The organism is Pseudomonas sp. R4-35-07 (assembly GCF_003852235.1).
Lineage (GTDB): Bacteria > Pseudomonadota > Gammaproteobacteria > Pseudomonadales > Pseudomonadaceae > Aquipseudomonas.
In genome coordinates this window covers 5,679,456-5,695,221 of sequence record NZ_CP027732.1, presented here as the reverse complement: position 1 = coordinate 5,695,221, position 15,766 = coordinate 5,679,456, and the positions used below count along the sequence as shown (strand labels likewise).

The following is a 15,766-nucleotide window of genomic DNA, read 5'->3' as shown; positions in this document are numbered from 1 at the left end:
GACTCAGGCGGCGGTGGGCCGTGCTGGGCAAGTCAAACTTAATAGAGATCACACCTATGCTTTTTTCCCGTAAGTCGGTTTCCAAGCGTCACCTGCTGCTGATTGCGGCCGGTTTCAGTACCGTGTTGACCGGTTGCGCAACGTCGCCTGCGTCCAAGGTCGCGTCGAGCACCAAGGTTGAGTACTACCCCAACTGCTACGAGCCGGTGCAGCACCTGCGTGCTACCGATTCGAACATGACCAAGTCGGTGGTGACCGGCGCAGCCATCGGCGCGGCCGGCGGTGCCTTGCTGGGCGCCCTGACCGGCGACAAGGAAAAGCGCGGCCGTAACGCCGCTATCGGCGCAGCGGGCGGCGCCCTGGCGGGTGGCGCGGCGGGCTACTACACCGAGCGTCAGAAGCAGATCAGCGATGACAACCAGCGCATCGCTTCCTACTCCACCGACTTCAACAAAAGTGCCTCGGACATCGACCGCAGCACTGCTTATGCCAAGGCTTCGCAACAGTGCTACCAGAGCGCATTCACCAAGCTGGTCGCAGACCGCAAGGCCAAGACCGTCAACGACACCGAAGGCCGCAAGCGCCTGGCGGAAATCGTTGCGGGCCTGAAGGAATCCAATGACTTGATCGTCGCAGTCAACGGCAAAGCCAGCGAAGACCTTAACAACTACACCCAGGCCTACGAGAAAGACCTGCAGCAGGTTGGCGTGCAGCGTAGCGACGTGGTGACCGTGGCCACCGCCGACACCACGCCTGTGGTCACTCCGGCCAAAGGCAAGAAAGCCGTGAAGCCGGCCAAGAAACCCGTGCTCCCGACCGTGCCGAAAGAAGCGGTGACCACCGAGAAGAGCATCCAGACCGTTCAGGCCAAGCAGGCTGAAAGCAAGCAGGTCGCCAGCTCCGGCAAGGCTCAGCTCGAAGGCAGCTGCCGCGATCCAAACCTGGCCGACTGGGCCCCGGTTCCTTGCCCTAACGTTTAAGTAACCTGTTGCTATAAGCGTTAAACGTCAACCGATCTCCCGCTAAAGCGCGAGATCGGTGGCGTTCTGTTTGCAAATCGTTACACTGCTGCGGCCACTCAATAATTACACCGAGGCCGTGTGCATGAAATTTCGTCTTCTCCTGTGGGTGCTGGGCCTGATGATGGGCAAAGCCAGCCGCACCAACCCCGCCTTCCAGCAGCAGCTAGGTGACAAAGACCTGGCCTTCCAGCTGCAGACCCTCGACGGCAAGGTTGCCCGTCACTTCATCGTCAAAGACCAACGCATCACTAGCCGCTCGGGTGTACACCCTGAGCCGGCGTTTGCGATTGCCTTCAAAGACGCCGCCTACGGCTTCGCCACGATGCAGGCGAAGAACAAGCAACTGGCGTTCATGACGGGGATTCAGGACAAATCGATCCAGATCAAGGGCAACCCGGGGCTGGTGATCTGGTTCCAGGGGTTGACCAAGTATCTGAAGCCGAAGAAAAAGAAGTAAGCGTTCAGTGATCGTTCCCACGCTCTGCGTGGGAATGCCGCTTTGGACGCTCCGCGTCCGCTCTTAAGTGGTGACGCGGAGCGTGGGAATGATCAGGTTCAGTGCTGGCTGAACTGCGAGGCTAGTTCGCGCAACAACACCTCGGCATCCAGCACCTTGCCGACCACGTCTTCAGCCTTTTCCCGGCTCAAGCCCAGGCGCTCGAGCAGTGCATCCGGGATGGTTTCATCCGGCCCGGAACCGATTCCTCGGCTGCGCAACAGGCGCACGGCCAGGCACACCAGGTTCGGGTATTCGGCGTACTGCCCGTCATAGCTCGGGTCGTGCTGGAAGCGCAGGGCGGTGGACAGTTCGTCCGGCATGTCCCAGTAACGCATCAGCCAGGCGCCGATCTGCTCGCGGCTGATGCCCAGCAGGTGTTGTTCCACGTAACTGTGGCACAGGTGCGGGTTGACCTCCAGGTGGCGGCAGATCAGCGAAAAGTGCGGCGGGAACACATGGGCCAGCAGCAGGTAACCAAAGTTGTGCAGCAACCCTGCCAGGTAGGTCAGGCCGGCTTCCGGGCGCTGGGCGCGGGGCATGGCGCGGGTCAGGCCTTCGATCACGGCGGCGGTGTAGATCGACTGGTGCCAGTACGGCGTGGACGGATGCGGGCGGTCCTTGGGCAGGCTCAGGGTTTTACCCAGGGCCAGGCCCAGCGCCAGGTTGATCACCAGATCGAAGCCCAGCACGCGCACGATGGCGTCTTCCACCGAGCGGATCTTGCCCGGCGAAGCGTAGTAGGGCGACGCCGCCCAGCTCACCACTTGGGCGGCCAGGGCCGGGTCGGTTTCCACCACGCCGGTGATGTCGTCGATGGTGGCGTTGGGGTCGACACGCAGCTTGATGATCTTCTGCGCGGTGTCGGCCAGTGGCGGAATCTCGATGGTCGCTTCCAGGCGTTGCTGAATACGGCGGGCAGTGAATGCCTGCATCGCCTGGGTGATTTCCTCACGGTCATCATTGGGGCGGTCGAGGTTGGGGCGAATGTTGCTCAGGGGCTCGCCGAACTGAGCCGCACTGGCCTTGGTCAGCATGGTCTTGAAGTGCTCGCTGGCGATTTCCAGCAGCAACCCGGCTTCGCCCGAATGCACCAATAGACTCGGCTCGTTGAGCAGGCTGCCTTCATACAGGCACGGCGAACTGGTGAGCGGCGGCAGGCCCGGCAGCAGGTTCAGCTCATGCTTGCCCAGCATGCGCTCGACGCGCTCCGGCGCCACGGCGGTGAGGCGCCGACCGGTGAGCTCGGTAAGGCGGTTGAGGTCGAGCAACTGGCTTTGGGGGAACAGCACCATGAGCGCGCCAACGGCATCTTCGAGCAGTACCGCCTGGACCTTTCGCGCAGGGTTCAGGCCCGTCTGTTCGGCGACTTCCGTGTAGGGGATGGCGAGCTTTGCGAGCAACGCCCGAATGACCGGCGGGGCGGTCAGTGGGGCGGTAGCGAGGGCAACTTCTGACATGGCCTGATCCAATTTTTTTCATTCATTGGAGTATAACCAGCTTGGTAGAGGTGTAGGTCGGATAAGTGAGTCGGCTGTCACACTTGGCCGTATTGCTGCCCGTGCCGCAGCCAGCGGTTGAGCAGCGGGCTGACATGCTCAGGCCAGCGTTCCAGCAGCGCTTGCGCCGCATCGCGCACTGCGGGCAACAGGTCGGCGTCGCGCATCAGGTCGGCGACCTTGAATTGCAGCAGACCGGTTTGGCGGGTACCGAGCATTTCTCCCGGGCCGCGCAGCTCGAGGTCTTTTTCGGCGATGACAAAGCCGTCGTTGGTTTCGCGCATGATGCCCAGCCGCTGGCGGCCGATCTGCGACAGCGGCGGGTGATACAGCAGCACGCAATGGCTGGCGGCGCTGCCTCGGCCGACGCGGCCGCGCAACTGGTGCAGTTGGGCCAAGCCCAGGCGTTCGGGGTTTTCAATGATCATCAGGCTGGCGTTGGGCACGTCCACGCCGACCTCGATCACAGTAGTGGCCACGAGCAGTTGCAGGTTGCCGGCCTTGAACTCGGCCATCACTGCAGCTTTTTCGGCAGGTTTCATACGGCCGTGGATCAGCCCGACCTTGAGCTCGCCCAGGGCACTGGTGAGGTCTTCATAGGTGGTTTCGGCGGCCTGGCAGGTCAGCTCCTCGGACTCTTCGATCAGCGTACACACCCAATACGCCTGGCGGCCTTCGGCGCAGGCGCCGCGCACGCGTTCGATCACTTCGACGCGTCGCGTGTCGGTGACCAGCACGGTGTTGACCGGCGTACGGCCGGGCGGCAGTTCGTCGAGGATCGAGGTGTCGAGGTCGGCGTAGGCACTCATGGCCAGGGTGCGTGGGATTGGCGTGGCGGTCATGATCAACTGGTGCGGGTTCATGCGCCCACCCACGCCTTTCTGGCGCAGGGCCAGGCGCTGTTGCACGCCAAAGCGGTGCTGTTCGTCGATGATCACCAGGGCCAGGTTCTTGAACTGCACTTCATCCTGGAACAGCGCATGGGTGCCCACCACCATCGGCGTGCCGCCGGCAATCTGCTCCAGCGCCGCTGCGCGCGTCTTGCCCTTGAGCTTGCCGGCCAGCCACGCGACTTCCAGCCCCAGCGGCTCGAGCCAGCGTTTGAAGGTGATGAAGTGTTGCTCAGCGAGAATTTCCGTGGGCGCCATCAACGCGACCTGGTAACCGGCTTCCAGGGCCTGCAAGGCGGCGAGGGCGGCGACCACGGTCTTGCCCGCGCCCACATCGCCCTGGATCAGGCGCAGCATCGGTTCCTGCTGGCTGAGGTCGTAGGCGATTTCATTGCCGACGCGTTGCTGCGCGCCGGTCGGTGCGAAGCCCAGATTGGCCAGGTATTGCGCGGGCAGGCGCGTGGCTTTAGGCATCGCCGGTGCGCGCAGCGAGCGCATGCTTTCGCGCAGGCGCTGCTGGGACAGTTGATGGGTCAGCAGTTCTTCGAAGGCCAGGCGATGCTGCGCCCAGTGATGGCCGAGGGCGAGTTCGTCCACATCGGCGTCGGCCGGCGGGTGATGCAGGTAGCGAATCGCATCCGCCAGAGGCGCCAGCTGATAATCGCGGGCCAGCTCCAGCGGCAGCCAGTCGGGCAGGCTTTGCGGGCCGAGCATCGTCAGGGTTTGCATGCACAACTGGCGCAGGCGTTGCTGGGTAAGGCCTTCGGTCAGCGGGTAGATCGGCGTGAGGGTGGTGTCCACCGGCGGTGGTTCGTCGCCGGTAATGGCGCGGTACTCCGGGTGGTAGATCTCCAGGCCCGAGGCCCCCGGACGCGCTTCGCCGTAGCAACGCACGCGGGTACCGCGCTTGAGGCCTTCTTTCTGCGCATTGCTGAAATGGTAGAAGCGCAGGCTCAGGCCGCCGGTGCCGTCCTGCAGGCGCACCACCAGGCTGCGGCGCTTGCCCATTACCACGTCGGCGCCGCTGACGGTGCCTTCGATCACCGCGTCCTGGCCGGGACGCAAGTGGCCGATGGGCACGACGCGGGTACGATCCTGATAACGCAGCGGCAGATGGAACAGCACGTCCTGAAGGTTTTCCAGGCCGACTTTGGCGAGTTTCTCGGCCATGGCCTCACCGACACCCTTGAGTGCCGTCACCGGCACCTGCGACAGCTCAGTCATACGGTTACTTAGCTCGCAGCAGGCGGCTTGGCCACCGAGCACAGGCGGATCGAGTCGGCGAGGATCTCAATCGCTTTTGGCCGTGGAAAGCTGGCGCGCCAGGCGATTGCCACCGTGCGGAAGGGCACCGGCGGCGTAAGTGGGCGCACTTCGATTACGCCGGGGGCGTAGTGATGGCTGTCTACCGCCGACAACGGCAGGATCGAAATACCCAGGCCGGACGCGACCATGTGGCGAATGGTCTCCAGGGAGCTGGATTCCACCGTGGTGTGCTTGGCGCCGTCGTTGCCTTTGGTCAGGGTCGGGCAGGCTTCCAGCACTTGGTCGCGGAAGCAGTGGCCTTCACCGAGCAGCAGCAGGCTCTTGTCATTGAGCAGGCCGGCGTCGATGGTTTCCTTCTGCGTCCACGGGTGCGAGGCGGGCATCAGTACGTAGAACGGCTCGTCGTAGAGCGGCAGGGTCAACACGTCCGCCTCGTTGAACGGCAAGGCGATGATGATCGCGTCCAGCTCGCCGTTGCGCAGTTTGTCGCGCAGCACGTGGGTGAAGTTTTCTTCGATATACAACGGCATTTGCGGCGCGACGCGGTGCAGTTGCGGGATCAGATGGGGGAACAGGTACGGGCCGACAGTGTAGATGGCGCCGACCTTGAGCGGTGCGGTCAGCTGGTTCTTGCCGGCCTGGGCTAGCTCGCGAATGCTTTGCGCTTGTTCCAGCACCTTCTGGGCCTGGGCAACAATGCCTTCGCCCACCGGGGTGAGGCGCACGGCGCTCTTGCTGCGCTCGAAAATCAGCACACCGAGTTCGTCTTCGAGCTTTTTCACGCCCACCGACAGCGTCGGCTGGCTGACGTGGCAACGCTCGGCCGCGTGGCCGAAGTGCTGTTCTTGGGCGAGGGTCACGATGTAGCGTAATTCTGTAAGAGTCATAGCGGGCGTCCATGAGGTTGCGAGCCAAGCATACCGGCTGCAATCGATAGACGCACGTTATCAGAACTTTGCTGGGGATTGAGCGAGGACTGTCGGTAATTTTGCTGATTCGCTGCCGCTGAATGTGGAAGGGAGCCAGCCCCCTTCCACATTGCCCTGCTAGCGGCGACGTTTATCGATGTTGTAAACGAACGGTGCGACGAGCTCCACACTGCCGTTTTTCAACAGGTCGGCCGGTGGTTTGGGCAGGGGTTGAGCCTTACGGATCATCTCCAGCGTGGCGCGGTCCAGGTCGGCGTTGCCGGAGCGGCCCTCCAACTCGTAGGACAACACATTGCCTTCGCCGTCGACCACGAAGCGCAAGCGGTTCATGCCTTCCTTGCCACGTTGCTGGGCGCCCGGCGGGTACTTCTTGTACTTTTGCAGGTGCGCCAGCAGGGTGCTTTGCCAGGAGGCCTGGGCGGCAAGCTGTTGCGCCGACGGGCCGGGAGCGGGCTGGGCGGATTTCTGCGCAGGCGCGTTGCTCGGCGGCGTGTCGCTCGGTGGCTCCTCGGAAGGTTTCTCCTTGGGCGGCTCGGGCTTTTTCTCCACCGGCTTGGGCGGTTGTGGCTTGGGTTTGGGCTTGACCGGTTTAGGCACCTGGATCGTCGGCTTGGGCGCCTCGGCCAACTTCGGCAGCGGCAGCTCTTCGACCGGTGGTGGCGGTGGCGCAACGACCTTGGGCGGTGCAGGCGGTGGCGGTGGCGCCGGCAGGGGCGCCAAGTCGATGACCATCGCGGCCGGAGGCAACGGGATCGCCTGGGGCGCGGACCATTTAAGCGCGATGATGATCGCGACGGCATGCACGCCCAGCACGACTGCGAGGCTGCTGCCATAACGCGTCAGTTTGTGGCGCGTCGTGATCATTTCTTGGCTGCCGTCTCAAGTCCGACCAGGCCTACCTTGAGGTAGCCGGCTGCCCGCAAGGCGTCCATCACGCTCATCAGGTCGCCGTAGTCCACACCCTTGTCGGCCTGGAAGAAGATGGTCGTGTCTTTCTTGCCCTGGGTCTTGGCATCGAGCACCGGCCCCAGGGTTTCAGCCTTGACTTCTTCTTCGCCCAGGAACAGGCGCTGGTCGGCCTTCACGCTGAGAAAAATCGGCTTCTCCGGGCGTGGCGCCGGCTTGGCGCTGGACGCGGGAAGGTCAACCTTGATGTCCACGGTAGCCAACGGTGCTGCCACCATGAAGATGATCAGCAGCACCAGCATCACGTCGATAAACGGCGTGACGTTGATTTCGTGATTCTCGACGAGCTCGTCGTCGCCTTGATTCAAATGCAGGCCCATGGCCGATTACCCCACTTTCACCATGTGCGGTTGCGAGCTGCGCTCGGTAGGCAGGTGATCGAGGTCGCGGCTGACCAGCAGCAGGACTTCTGCCGACGCGTCCGATACCTGGGCCTTGTAGCCGGCGATCGAACGGGCGAAGACGTTGTAGATCACCACCGCTGGGATCGCGGCAACCAGGCCCAGGGCGGTAGCCAGCAAGGCTTCGGCGATGCCGGGAGCAACCACGGCGAGGTTGGTGGTCTGGGTTTTGGCGATGCCGATGAAGCTGTTCATGATGCCCCACACGGTACCGAAGAGGCCGACGAAGGGGGCGGTGGAACCGATGGTCGCCAGTACGCCGGTGCCACTGCTCATGTTGCGACCGCAAGCGGCCACCAGGCGCTCCAGGCGGAAGCTGACGCGTTCCTTGATGCCTTCTTTTTCGCGGGTGTTGGCCGACAGGCGCATTTCTTCCAACGCATCGTGCACCAGTGTGTTGGCCAGTGTGCCCTTCTTGGTTGCCGTCTCGCTGGCTTCCTTGAGGGTGGCGGCCTTTTTCAAGTGGACGATTTCAGTGCGCAGACGACGCTTGGCGCCCAGCAGCTCGAAGCCTTTGGCGATCCAGATGGTCCAGGTAATGATGGAGGCGATAGCCAGGCCGATCATCACGGCTTTCACCACCACGTCGGCGTTCTGGTACATGCCCCACGGGGACAGGTCATGGGCCATGCCCAGGGTGTTGTCTTCTTCCAGCACTACCCCAGTGCCGTCGGCAGGAGCTGCAGCCTGGGCCGGGTCGGTTGGCGCGGCGGCAGGCGCAGCCGGGGTGGCGGTATTCTGCTCGGCAGCGGCTGGCGCGGCAGGTGCGGTGGCATCAGCGAAGGCGGCGGTCGGCGCCAGCAGTACGCTGAACAGCATCGCAGCAATCGCACGCCACGCGCGGGATGGGCTGTGAGGCTTGGTTGGCGAAGCGGGGTTTGTATGACGTGTCATGCTGGCCGGACCTGAGAGAAAAGAATGGGTGATCGTCCTGCCAGACCCCTGTGGGTCGAGGACAAATGGGTGGTTATTATTGCAAGTAATTCTTGTTAACTAAAGTGGCACTGTTACTTTATTTCGCTTTTTACTGGCCGTTGATCCTCTCGCGCGGCTAATCTGCGCCTTTGAGAATGGAGTTTTATGATGTCTGCGCCTTCTGTTGTGATTGCCGGTTGCGGCGATGTGGGTAGTCGGCTGGCTAGCCAATTGCTGGCCGCAGGATGGGAGGTGCATGGCCTGCGCCGCGATATTTCGCGCCTTCCCGGCGGCGTGATCGGCATCGCCGGTGATCTGTTCGATAAAGCCTGTCCCGATACCTGGCCGATCGGCGGGGTGGATTACCTGGTGTACTGCGCTGCGGCCACCGACCACGATGAGGCCGGTTACCGCGCTGCCTACGTGCAGGGGTTGCAGCATGTGCTGGAGTGGCTGGGCGATTACGGCCAGACGCCCAGGCATTTGCTGTTTGTGTCCAGCAGCAGCGTATATGGGCAGCAGAATGGCGAGTGGGTCGACGAAACCTCTGAAACTCAGGCGAAGGGTTATTCCGGCCAAGTCATGCTCGAAGCCGAGCAAGTGGCACTCAATAGTGGCATCCCCGCGAGCGTCGTGCGGCTGACCGGCATTTATGGTCCAGGCCGCGAGTGGCTGCTGACACAGGTTCGGCAGGGTTATCGCGTAGCCGTCGACCCGCCTTTATATGGCAACCGGATTCACGCCGATGACGCTGCGGGCGTGTTGGCGTTTTTGTTGCGGCATGTGGAGCAGGGCGGTTCGCTGGACAAGGTTTATATCGGGGTCGACGATGCGCCGGCGCCATTGGCCGAGGTGGTGGGTTGGTTGCGCGAGTATCTGGGCGTGACGGAGTGGTCCGAGGACGCCAGTGTGCGGCGTGCGGGCAGCAAGCAGTGCAGCAATGCGCGCATCAAGGCGCTGGGCTGGAAGCCGACCTATCCGACTTATCGCGAAGGCTATGCAGCCATTTTGAAAGGTTGAACGACGGACAAAATGTGGGAGGGGACTAGCCCCCGATAACGGTGTGTCAGCCAAAGAGAGGTTGACTGAAGAAACGCTATCGGGGGCAAGCCCCCTCCCACATTTGGATCTGTGTCGCAGCGGTTATTGCTTTTCAAGCAACCACTGGCGCGGGCCAGGCGTGAAGGACGGCACTTCATCGGCTTGCGCAGTGTTGATCGCCTGGAAGATTTCCAGCTGCTTGCCCTTGCGCGCAAAGATCCACGGGTTGCCCACGCCATTCTCCTGCAGCCAAAGGCTGTCGTAGCCGCCGCTCATGGAGGCGCAATCCCCGGCCAGGCACAGCGAATACTGATCAGCGCCAGGCAGGCCGGCGACTTTGCCGTTGGCCTGGAACTGTACCGTGGCGCCATTACCGACACCGTCGGTGATCTTCCAGTCTCCGCCCAGGTACGCCGCATAAAGCGCCCGCTCGAAGTTGGCGCCCAGTGGTGCGCCCTCCGGAGCCGGGTCCTGGGAGCGCGTGAACAGTTGCTCAGGCTCGTTGTCGTTGGCCACCTGCAGCAGCTTTTTGCCTCTACGCTTGAGCTCGGTGGCAGAGCTGCCGTAGAAGTCCACGCTCCAGGCGCCGGGCTTTTGCGCCAGCAACTTGCCTTCCGCTACTTCAAAACCGTTGTAGTAGCGTGCCTGCAGGGCCTTGGTGTTGACCTCCCATTCGAGGTTCGGGCCAAAGGTCTGCAAGGCTTCACGCAAAGGGCCGCCCTTGGCTGCCGCATCGATGGCGGCCTGGTTGATCCAGGTACCGCTCACATCCAGATTGGCAGGGTTGCTGGCACAGCCGCCGAGCAGCAATGCGAGCAACGAAGAGGCAATAAGCGCTTTGCGCATGACTAAATCCTTCTGAAACAAAGTCGGCGCAGCGGTTGAGGCTGCGCCGGGTGTTTTTACTCGATGACCAGAATTGCGTCCATTTCAACCTGCGCGCCCTTTGGCAGGGCAGCGACGCCGATGGCGGCGCGGGCTGGGTACGGCTGTTCGAAGTACTTGCCCATGATCTCGTTGACCTTGGCGAAGTGGCTCAGGTCGGTGAGGAAGATGTTCAGCTTGACGATGTCTTTGAACGAACCGCCAGCCGCTTCAGCCACGGACTTGAGGTTTTCGAAGACCTGTACGGTCTGTGCTTCAAAGCCTTCCACCAGTTCCATGGTCTTTGGGTCCAGCGGGATCTGGCCGGACATGTAGACGGTATTGCCCGCCTTGATCGCCTGGGAATACGTACCGATGGCGGCCGGGGCTTTGTCGCTGGTGATTACTGTCTTGGTCATGAATGACTCCTTGTAATAGGCGATGGCTTGTTTGAAGAACTACGCACGCATGCGGGTGATGCGAATCACGCCGGTCAAGGCACGCAGTTTCTTGATCACGCGGGCCAGGTGCACGCGGTCGTGCACGCTGACCACCAGCTGGACCACGCTGATGCGCCCATCGCGTTCGTCCATGCTGATTTTCTCGATATTGCCGTCGGCCGCGTTGACGCTGCTGGCCAGCAGCGCGATCAAGCCACGCTGGTGCTCCAGCTCCACGCGCAGCTCGACATTGAATTCGCCGGTGACATCCTTGGCCCACGAAAGCTGGATGCATTTTTCCGGGTTGTGCCGGATTTCGCTGATATTGCGGCAGTTGTCCAGGTGCACCACCATGCCTTTGCCCGCCGACAGGTGGCCGACAATCGGGTCGCCCGGGATCGGAGTGCAGCATTTGGCATAGCTGAGCACCAGGCCCTCGGTGCCGCGAATCGCCAACGGGCCTTCGGGGCTCGGCAGCTGTTCGCCTTCGCCGAGCAGGCGGCGTGCAACCACGTAGGCCATGCGGTTGCCCAGGCCGATGTCTTCCAGCAGGTCCTCGATGGTTTCCTGGCGGTACTCGTGAAGCATCGCTTGCACGCGCTCCTGCGGGACCTTGTCCAAGGCGCTGTCAAAACCGTTGAGCACCTTGTTCAGCAGGCGTTCGCCCAGGCTGATGGATTCGGAACGCCGCTGCAGTTTCAAGGCGTGGCGGATGTGCGTACGCGCCTTGCCGGTCACGACGAAGTTGAGCCAGGCCGGATTCGGTCGCGCGCCCGGTGCACTGACGATCTCCACCGTGGAGCCGCTTTGCAGCGGTTCGGACAGCGGCGCGAGACGACGATTGATCCGACAGGCGATACAGCTGTTGCCCACATCGGTATGCACGGCGTAGGCAAAGTCGACCGCCGTGGAGCCCTTGGGCAGCTCCATGATCCGGCCTTTGGGCGTGAACACGTAGACCTCGTCCGGGAACAGGTCGATCTTCACGCTTTCGATGAATTCCAGGGAGTTGCCGGCACGTTGCTGCATTTCCAGCACGCCCTTGACCCACTGGCGGGCACGGGCATGGGTGCCTTTGGGCTGCTCATCGCCGCTGGATTTGTACAGCCAATGGGCAGCGATGCCGTTGTTGGCCATCTCTTCCATTTCGCGGGTGCGGATCTGGATCTCGATCGGCACGCCGTGCATACCGAACAACGTGGTATGCAGCGACTGATAGCCGTTGGCCTTGGGAATCGCGATGTAATCCTTGAAGCGCCCCGGCAGCGGTTTGTACAAATTATGTACAGCGCCCAGTACGCGGTAGCAGGTGTCGACCTTGTCGACGATGATCCGGAACGCATACACGTCCATGATCTCGTTGAAGGCCCGACGCTTGCCGCGCATCTTCTTGTAGATGCCGTAGATGTGTTTCTGCCGTCCGCTGACTTCGCCTTCGATCTCGTCGATCGCCAGGCAATGGCTCAGGGACTCTTCGATCTTGTTGACGATTTCCTTGCGGTTGCCCCGGGCGCGCTTGACCGCCTGGTAGATGCGCGCCGAGCGCATCGGGTGCATGGCCTTGAAACCGAGGTCTTCGAACTCGATACGAATGGCGTGCATGCCCAGCCGGTTGGCGATGGGCGCGTAGATTTCCAGGGTTTCCTTGGCGATTCGCCGGCGTTTTTCGCCGGAGAGCACTTCCAACGTGCGCATGTTGTGCAGTCGATCGGCCAGCTTGACCAGGATCACGCGGATATCGCGGGCCATGGCCATGGCCATCTTCTGGAAGTTTTCCGCCTGGGCTTCGGCCTTGGTCTCGAAGTTCATCTGGGTCAGTTTGCTGACCCCGTCGACCAGCTCGGCCACGGTTTCGCCAAATTGCGCGCTGAGCGCTTCCTTGGCGATGCCGGTGTCTTCGATCACGTCATGCAGCATCGCGGCCATCAAGCTCTGATGGTCCATGTGCATGTCGGCCAGAATATTTGCCACCGCAAGAGGATGCGTGACATACGCTTCGCCACTACGACGGCGTTGGCCATCGTGAGCTTGTTCGGCGTAGAAATACGCTCGGCGGACCAGGTTGACCTGGTCGGGGCCGAGGTAGGCCGATAAGCGATCGGCGAGGGCGTCTATGCTCGGCAAAGTGTGAACTCCTGCCGAAGGCTGTGACCCCGCGCCGTGCTACGTCGACCAGGCATAGGCTTAGACGGCCTCGTTGGACTCGTCCTCGAACGCTGCGAACAGCGGTTCGTCTTCAACGATTTCAGCGTTGGCGATGAACTCATAGCTCATCAGGCCTTCTGCGATTTCACGCAGGGCTACAACGGTAGGCTTGTCGTTTTCCCACTGGACCAGGGGCTCTTTGCCGCCAGTGGCCAGTTGACGGGCACGCTTGGTAGAGAGCATGACCAGCTCAAAGCGGTTATCCACGTGTTCTAGGCAGTCTTCAACGGTTACGCGGGCCATGGTATTCCTCGGAGCGAATGCAAGATGCGCGCTGCCCGGTTGGGCGAGCGGACTGAGCAGTTTAAAAAATCACCAGCGTTTAGGGAAGCGCTGATTTTTCGCTGACCCTCGCAAAACCGCTGCAAGTGCCAATGTAAAGCTCTTGCAGCGGTTTTGGGAAGGGCCAATCAGCCGAGCAGTTCGGCGAGTAATTTGCCGAAACGCTGCTGTTGACGCTTTTGCTGCAGCTGGTTGGCGCGGAAAATCGCCTTTAAATCATCCAGCGCGTGGGCAAAATCGTCGTTGATGATCAGGTAGTCGTAGTCGACGTAGTGGCTCATTTCGCTGACGGCTTCGCGCATGCGGCCCTCGATGATCTCGTTGCTGTCCTGGCCGCGGTTGGTCAGGCGCTGGTGCAGGGCTTCAAGCGAGGGCGGCAGGATGAAGATCGAACGCGCCTTGGGCATCAGCTGGCGCACTTGTTCGGCGCCCTGCCAGTCGATTTCCAGAATCAGGTCATGGCCTTCATCCAGCGTCTGCTGCAGATGACTTTGCGAGGTGCCATAGAGGTTGCCGAATACTTCGGCGCGCTCCAGGAAGTCACCGTGCTCGATCATCTTGACGAACTCGGTACGCTCGACGAAGTGATAGTGCACGCCGTTCACTTCACCCGGGCGCATGGCGCGCGTGGTGTGGGAAACCGAGATGCGGATCTGCTCGTCAGCGTCGGTCAGGGCCTTGACCAGGCTGCTCTTGCCCGCGCCCGAAGGGGCGGAAATGATGTAAAGGGTGCCGGTGCTGTGGGTCATGGAGGGTGCCTTACTCAATATTCTGTACTTGTTCGCGCATTTGCTCGATCAACACTTTGAGGTTGACCGCAGCCGTGGTGCTGCGCGGATCGAACGCTTTGGAGCCCAGTGTATTGGCTTCGCGGTTGAGTTCCTGCATCAGGAAGTCCAGGCGCCGACCGGCGGCACCACCGGACTTGAGCACCCGGCGCACTTCGAGGATGTGGGTGCTCAGGCGATCGAGCTCTTCGGCGACATCACTCTTTTGTGCCAGCAGGACCATTTCCTGCTCCAGGCGCACGGGGTCGAGGTCGGCCTTCATGTCGGCGAAGCGATCCAGGACCTTCTGGCGCTGGGTGGCGAGCATTTGCGGCACCAGCTCACGCAGGGTGACGACGTCTTCTTCGATTGAGCTCAAGCGCTCGCTGATCAACCGCGCCAGCTCGGCGCCTTCACGCTCGCGGCCGGCCTTGAGTTCCTTGAGGCCCAGGTTGAACAGGGCCAGGGCCTCGGCGTTGAGGGCTTGCGGGTCGGTGGCGTCGGCCACCAGCACGCCGGGCCAGGCCAGCACTTCCAGGGGGTTCAGCGCGGCCGGCTGCTTGATCAGGCTGGCGATGGTTTCAGCGGCAGCCACCAGTTGCGCGGCGCGGTCGCGGTCGACCTGCAATGGTTTGCCGGTGGTTTCTTCGGTAAAGCGCAGGGTGCATTCCAGCTTGCCGCGGGAAATGCCCTGGCGCAGCGCTTCACGCACGGCGCCCTCGAGGTCGCGGAACGACTCCGGCAGGCGCAGATGCGGCTCCAGGTAACGGCTGTTGACCGAGCGCAGTTCCCAGCTCAGGGTGCCTTGTGCGCCGGCTTTTTCGACGCGGGCGAAGGCGGTCATGCTGTGCACCATGGAGGTACCTCGCGTTACAGTCCCGCAAACACGGGCTGGTGGTTAAGAAGGCGCAGGATTGTAGCGCAGTGCGCAGGAGGCGCCCAAACATGCGCATTCGTAACCGGATTTTTAGAAGTGCCCCGAATCGGCTGGCGGCTCTATAATGCTCGGCAGTTTTTCGTCCTCAGTACAGGTATTCCCTATGAAACGTCCAAGTGGTCGCGCTGCCGATCAGCTCCGCTCGATCCGCATCACCCGCAACTACACCAAACACGCCGAGGGGTCCGTACTGGTCGAGTTTGGCGATACCAAGGTCATCTGCACCGTCAGCGTCGAGAACGGCGTGCCGCGCTTCCTCAAAGGCCAGGGCCAGGGTTGGTTGACCGCTGAATACGGCATGCTGCCGCGCGCCACCGGCGAGCGTAACCAGCGTGAGGCCAGCCGTGGCAAACAGGGCGGGCGTACCCTGGAAATCCAGCGCCTGATCGGCCGCTCCCTGCGCGCGGCCCTGGACATGACCAAGCTGGGCGACGTGACCCTGTACGTCGATTGCGACGTGATCCAGGCCGACGGCGGCACCCGCACCGCGTCGATCACCGGCGCCATGGTGGCCCTGGTTGACGCACTGAAAGTGATCAAGAAGCGTGGCGGCCTCAAAGGCGGCGATCCGCTCAAGCAAATGATCGCCGCCGTCTCGGTCGGCATGTACCAGGGCGAGCCGGTGTTGGACCTGGACTACCTGGAAGACTCGGCCGCCGAGACCGACCTGAACGTGGTTATGACCAGCACCGGTGGTTTCATCGAAGTGCAGGGCACCGCCGAAGGCGCGCCGTTCCAGCCAGCTGAACTGAACGCCATGCTGGCCCTGGCGCAGAAAGGCATGAGCGAAATTTTCGAACTGCAGAACGCCGCACTGGCTGACTGAGCCGGTCTCAAGGAGAAACG

16 protein-coding genes are annotated in these 15,766 nt (G+C 62.1%); 4 read left to right on the top strand and 12 right to left on the bottom strand.

The window, feature by feature from the left end; translation table 11 throughout:
- Positions 1–56 precede the first annotated feature (56 nt).
- Both tagQ and C4J89_RS26215 read left to right on the top strand, forming a co-directional pair.
- Positions 57–980: a type VI secretion system-associated lipoprotein TagQ gene (tagQ, locus tag C4J89_RS26220; protein WP_124368832.1), complete on the top strand. Its 924-nt coding sequence runs from the start codon at positions 57–59 to the stop codon at positions 978–980.
- 124 nt (positions 981–1,104) lie between these two features.
- Positions 1,105–1,479, top strand: coding sequence for a helicase (locus tag C4J89_RS26215; protein WP_124364988.1), 375 nt, complete (start codon positions 1,105–1,107; stop codon positions 1,477–1,479).
- A gap of 98 nt (positions 1,480–1,577) precedes the next feature.
- Here the strand turns inward: C4J89_RS26215 and C4J89_RS26210 are convergent, their stop codons facing one another.
- From C4J89_RS26210 to exbB, 6 genes are all read right to left on the bottom strand, one after another.
- Positions 1,578–2,978, bottom strand: a complete 1,401-nt coding sequence (locus tag C4J89_RS26210) for an aminoacyl-tRNA deacylase and HDOD domain-containing protein (protein ID WP_124368829.1) — start codon at positions 2,976–2,978, stop codon at positions 1,578–1,580.
- A 77-nt stretch (positions 2,979–3,055) separates the two neighbouring features.
- Positions 3,056–5,131: an ATP-dependent DNA helicase RecG gene (gene recG, locus C4J89_RS26205; protein WP_124415917.1), complete on the bottom strand. Its 2,076-nt coding sequence runs from the start codon at positions 5,129–5,131 to the stop codon at positions 3,056–3,058.
- Between the two features lie 8 nt (positions 5,132–5,139).
- Positions 5,140–6,060 (bottom strand): hydrogen peroxide-inducible genes activator, encoded by a 921-nt coding sequence (locus tag C4J89_RS26200; RefSeq protein WP_124364985.1) that lies wholly within the window; start codon positions 6,058–6,060, stop codon positions 5,140–5,142.
- A gap of 159 nt (positions 6,061–6,219) precedes the next feature.
- The gene (locus C4J89_RS26195) at positions 6,220–6,966 is read right to left on the bottom strand and encodes an energy transducer TonB (RefSeq protein WP_124364984.1); all 747 of its coding nucleotides are present in this window, start codon (positions 6,964–6,966) and stop codon (positions 6,220–6,222) included.
- Positions 6,963–7,388 (bottom strand): TonB system transport protein ExbD, encoded by a 426-nt coding sequence (gene exbD, locus C4J89_RS26190; protein ID WP_003195519.1) that lies wholly within the window; start codon positions 7,386–7,388, stop codon positions 6,963–6,965. Before exbD ends, C4J89_RS26195 begins: the two co-directional genes overlap by 4 nt.
- Positions 7,389–7,394: 6 nt before the next feature.
- Complete coding sequence (exbB, locus tag C4J89_RS26185) at positions 7,395–8,363, bottom strand: tonB-system energizer ExbB (protein ID WP_124415916.1); 969 nt, start codon at positions 8,361–8,363, stop codon at positions 7,395–7,397.
- A gap of 189 nt (positions 8,364–8,552) precedes the next feature.
- On the opposite strand from exbB, the gene C4J89_RS26180 reads away from it, so the two are divergent.
- Complete coding sequence (locus C4J89_RS26180) at positions 8,553–9,404, top strand: SDR family oxidoreductase (protein WP_124415915.1); 852 nt, start codon at positions 8,553–8,555, stop codon at positions 9,402–9,404.
- Between the two features lie 123 nt (positions 9,405–9,527).
- Here the strand turns inward: C4J89_RS26180 and C4J89_RS26175 are convergent, their stop codons facing one another.
- The 6 genes from C4J89_RS26175 to C4J89_RS26150 all read right to left on the bottom strand — a co-directional run bounded on the left by C4J89_RS26175 (position 9,528) and on the right by C4J89_RS26150 (position 14,839).
- Positions 9,528–10,271, bottom strand: coding sequence for a hypothetical protein (locus C4J89_RS26175; RefSeq protein ID WP_124415914.1), 744 nt, complete (start codon positions 10,269–10,271; stop codon positions 9,528–9,530).
- Between the two features lie 56 nt (positions 10,272–10,327).
- Positions 10,328–10,708, bottom strand: coding sequence for a RidA family protein (locus tag C4J89_RS26170; RefSeq protein WP_003176922.1), 381 nt, complete (start codon positions 10,706–10,708; stop codon positions 10,328–10,330).
- Between the two features lie 39 nt (positions 10,709–10,747).
- On the bottom strand, positions 10,748–12,853 hold the full coding sequence (spoT, locus tag C4J89_RS26165; RefSeq protein WP_124364979.1) for a bifunctional GTP diphosphokinase/guanosine-3',5'-bis pyrophosphate 3'-pyrophosphohydrolase: 2,106 nt from the start codon (positions 12,851–12,853) through the stop codon (positions 10,748–10,750).
- Positions 12,854–12,913: 60 nt separating this feature from the next.
- Complete coding sequence (gene rpoZ / locus C4J89_RS26160) at positions 12,914–13,177, bottom strand: DNA-directed RNA polymerase subunit omega (RefSeq protein WP_003176920.1); 264 nt, start codon at positions 13,175–13,177, stop codon at positions 12,914–12,916.
- Positions 13,178–13,344: 167 nt separating this feature from the next.
- Positions 13,345–13,965, bottom strand: coding sequence for a guanylate kinase (gmk, locus tag C4J89_RS26155; RefSeq protein ID WP_124405667.1), 621 nt, complete (start codon positions 13,963–13,965; stop codon positions 13,345–13,347).
- A 10-nt stretch (positions 13,966–13,975) separates the two neighbouring features.
- Positions 13,976–14,839: a YicC/YloC family endoribonuclease gene (locus tag C4J89_RS26150; protein ID WP_124364978.1), complete on the bottom strand. Its 864-nt coding sequence runs from the start codon at positions 14,837–14,839 to the stop codon at positions 13,976–13,978.
- A gap of 184 nt (positions 14,840–15,023) precedes the next feature.
- Between C4J89_RS26150 and rph the strand changes: the two genes are divergently transcribed.
- Positions 15,024–15,746, top strand: a complete 723-nt coding sequence (gene rph, locus C4J89_RS26145) for a ribonuclease PH (protein WP_124415913.1) — start codon at positions 15,024–15,026, stop codon at positions 15,744–15,746.
- Positions 15,747–15,766 lie beyond the last annotated feature (20 nt).

Coding starts and splice junctions, on each gene's coding strand:
- rph (WP_124415913.1), top strand. CDS start 15,024: ATGAAACGTCCAAGTGGTCGCGCTGCCGATCAGCTCCGCTCGATCCGC.
- C4J89_RS26215 (WP_124364988.1), top strand. CDS start 1,105: ATGAAATTTCGTCTTCTCCTGTGGGTGCTGGGCCTGATGATGGGCAAA.
- rpoZ (WP_003176920.1), bottom strand. CDS start 13,177: ATGGCCCGCGTAACCGTTGAAGACTGCCTAGAACACGTGGATAACCGC.
- C4J89_RS26175 (WP_124415914.1), bottom strand. CDS start 10,271: ATGCGCAAAGCGCTTATTGCCTCTTCGTTGCTCGCATTGCTGCTCGGC.
- C4J89_RS26210 (WP_124368829.1), bottom strand. CDS start 2,978: ATGTCAGAAGTTGCCCTCGCTACCGCCCCACTGACCGCCCCGCCGGTC.
- C4J89_RS26180 (WP_124415915.1), top strand. CDS start 8,553: ATGTCTGCGCCTTCTGTTGTGATTGCCGGTTGCGGCGATGTGGGTAGT.
- recG (WP_124415917.1), bottom strand. CDS start 5,131: ATGACTGAGCTGTCGCAGGTGCCGGTGACGGCACTCAAGGGTGTCGGT.
- C4J89_RS26150 (WP_124364978.1), bottom strand. CDS start 14,839: ATGGTGCACAGCATGACCGCCTTCGCCCGCGTCGAAAAAGCCGGCGCA.
- C4J89_RS26195 (WP_124364984.1), bottom strand. CDS start 6,966: ATGATCACGACGCGCCACAAACTGACGCGTTATGGCAGCAGCCTCGCA.
- exbB (WP_124415916.1), bottom strand. CDS start 8,363: ATGACACGTCATACAAACCCCGCTTCGCCAACCAAGCCTCACAGCCCA.
- exbD (WP_003195519.1), bottom strand. CDS start 7,388: ATGGGCCTGCATTTGAATCAAGGCGACGACGAGCTCGTCGAGAATCAC.
- tagQ (WP_124368832.1), top strand. CDS start 57: ATGCTTTTTTCCCGTAAGTCGGTTTCCAAGCGTCACCTGCTGCTGATT.
- C4J89_RS26200 (WP_124364985.1), bottom strand. CDS start 6,060: ATGACTCTTACAGAATTACGCTACATCGTGACCCTCGCCCAAGAACAG.
- C4J89_RS26170 (WP_003176922.1), bottom strand. CDS start 10,708: ATGACCAAGACAGTAATCACCAGCGACAAAGCCCCGGCCGCCATCGGT.
- gmk (WP_124405667.1), bottom strand. CDS start 13,965: ATGACCCACAGCACCGGCACCCTTTACATCATTTCCGCCCCTTCGGGC.